The following is a 1,568-nucleotide window of genomic DNA, read 5'->3' on the forward strand; positions in this document are numbered from 1 at the left end:
TCGATCCCGTTAACTCCCAAAGGTCCCGTAGTGTAGCGGTTATCACGTCGCCCTGTCACGGCGAAGATCGCGGGTTCGATTCCCGTCGGGACCGTTTAAGATAACGGAAGTTATTTTAGACTCGTTAGCTCAGTTGGTAGAGCAATTGACTTTTAATCAATGGGTCACTGGTTCGAGTCCAGTACGGGTCATATCTGCGGGTTTGGCGGAATTGGCAGACGCACCAGATTTAGGATCTGGCGCTTAACGGCGTGGGGGTTCAAGTCCCTTAACCCGCATTAAGATATAATAAATGAGCCGGCTTAGCTCAGTTGGTAGAGCATCTGATTTGTAATCAGAGGGTCGCGTGTTCAAGTCATGTAGCCGGCATTTTTAGATAGAAGAAAACAGTGCGAACGTAGTTCAGTGGTAGAACACCACCTTGCCAAGGTGGGGGTCGCGGGTTCGAATCCCGTCGTTCGCTTAGAGAGGCCGGGGTGGCGGAACTGGCAGACGCACAGGACTTAAAATCCTGCGATTGGTAACGATCGTACCGGTTCGATTCCGGTCCTCGGCATAATATAATGAGCACCCTTAGCTCAACTGGATAGAGTACCTGACTACGAATCAGGCGGTTAGAGGTTCGACTCCTCTAGGGTGCATTTTTCTTTTTAACTCGGGAAGTAGCTCAGCTTGGTAGAGTACTTGGTTTGGGACCAAGGTGTCGCAGGTTCGAATCCTGTCTTCCCGATACATGGCGGTGTAGCTCAGCTGGCTAGAGCGTCCGGTTCATACCCGGGAGGTCGGGGGTTCGATCCCCTTCGCCGCTATAATGATCTTGTCGGACCTTTAGCTCAGCTGGTTAGAGCTCTCGGCTCATAACCGAGTGGTCGTAGGTTCAAGTCCTACAAGGTCCATTTGAATATTGGAGGATTACCCAAGTCCGGCTGAAGGGAACGGTCTTGAAAACCGTCAGGCGTGTAAAAGCGTGCGTGGGTTCGAATCCCACATCCTCCTTTTATATTAACGCGGGATGGAGCAGCTCGGTAGCTCGTCGGGCTCATAACCCGAAGGTCGTAGGTTCAAATCCTGCTCCCGCAATAAGGCTCGGTAGCTCAGTTGGTAGAGCAATGGATTGAAGCTCCATGTGTCGGCGGTTCGATTCCGTCTCGCGCCATTTAATTGATAGTATTTATGCGGGTGTAGTTTAGTGGTAAAACTACAGCCTTCCAAGCTGTTGTCGCGAGTTCGATTCTCGTCACCCGCTTTGAACTTTGTTCAAATTACCAAGTTTTTTAACTTGGGCGCGTAGCTCAGGTGGTTAGAGCGCACGCCTGATAAGCGTGAGGTCGGTGGTTCGAGTCCACTCGTGCCCATTAATTGGAGAATTACTCAAGAGGCTGAAGAGGACGGTTTGCTAAATCGTTAGGTCAGGTAACTGGCGCAAGGGTTCGAATCCCTTATTCTCCGTTTTAATGAGAGTTTGTAACTCTCTTTTTTATTTTTAGAGACAATAAAACTTCAGATCTGTAAAACTTAATTGAATTACTAATCTGAAGTTATTTTTATAGGCTCTTTGTCAACTGTAG

At 48.9% G+C, this 1,568-nt stretch carries 16 tRNA genes; all 16 read left to right on the plus strand.

Features of this window, described 5'->3' with window-relative positions:
• Positions 1-21 precede the first annotated feature (21 nt).
• The 16 genes from HT697_RS10035 (at position 22) to HT697_RS10110 (ending at position 1,449) form a co-directional block, all read left to right on the plus strand.
• A tRNA-Asp gene (locus tag HT697_RS10035) sits at positions 22-94 on the plus strand.
• Positions 95-118: 24 nt separating this feature from the next.
• Positions 119-191, plus strand: a tRNA-Lys gene (locus HT697_RS10040).
• 5 nt (positions 192-196) lie between these two features.
• A tRNA-Leu gene (locus tag HT697_RS10045) sits at positions 197-278 on the plus strand.
• A gap of 18 nt (positions 279-296) precedes the next feature.
• Positions 297-369 (plus strand) — tRNA-Thr (locus HT697_RS10050).
• 22 nt (positions 370-391) lie between these two features.
• Positions 392-463: transfer RNA gene (locus HT697_RS10055), tRNA-Gly, on the plus strand.
• A gap of 7 nt (positions 464-470) precedes the next feature.
• A tRNA-Leu gene (locus HT697_RS10060) sits at positions 471-556 on the plus strand.
• Positions 557-567: 11 nt separating this feature from the next.
• Positions 568-641, plus strand: a tRNA-Arg gene (locus HT697_RS10065).
• 15 nt (positions 642-656) lie between these two features.
• Positions 657-730 (plus strand) — tRNA-Pro (locus HT697_RS10070).
• A 5-nt stretch (positions 731-735) separates the two neighbouring features.
• A tRNA-Met gene (locus HT697_RS10075) sits at positions 736-809 on the plus strand.
• A 13-nt stretch (positions 810-822) separates the two neighbouring features.
• Positions 823-896 (plus strand) — tRNA-Ile (locus HT697_RS10080).
• 10 nt (positions 897-906) lie between these two features.
• Positions 907-996, plus strand: a tRNA-Ser gene (locus HT697_RS10085).
• Between the two features lie 10 nt (positions 997-1,006).
• Positions 1,007-1,080: transfer RNA gene (locus HT697_RS10090), tRNA-Met, on the plus strand.
• Between the two features lie 3 nt (positions 1,081-1,083).
• Positions 1,084-1,156: transfer RNA gene (locus HT697_RS10095), tRNA-Phe, on the plus strand.
• A 19-nt stretch (positions 1,157-1,175) separates the two neighbouring features.
• Positions 1,176-1,246: transfer RNA gene (locus HT697_RS10100), tRNA-Gly, on the plus strand.
• 35 nt (positions 1,247-1,281) lie between these two features.
• Positions 1,282-1,355: transfer RNA gene (locus HT697_RS10105), tRNA-Ile, on the plus strand.
• A gap of 6 nt (positions 1,356-1,361) precedes the next feature.
• Positions 1,362-1,449: transfer RNA gene (locus HT697_RS10110), tRNA-Ser, on the plus strand.
• The last annotated feature ends 119 nt before the right edge of the window (positions 1,450-1,568 follow it).

Source organism: Streptococcus sp. 1621, from assembly GCF_013276615.1.
Taxonomy (GTDB): domain Bacteria; phylum Bacillota; class Bacilli; order Lactobacillales; family Streptococcaceae; genus Streptococcus.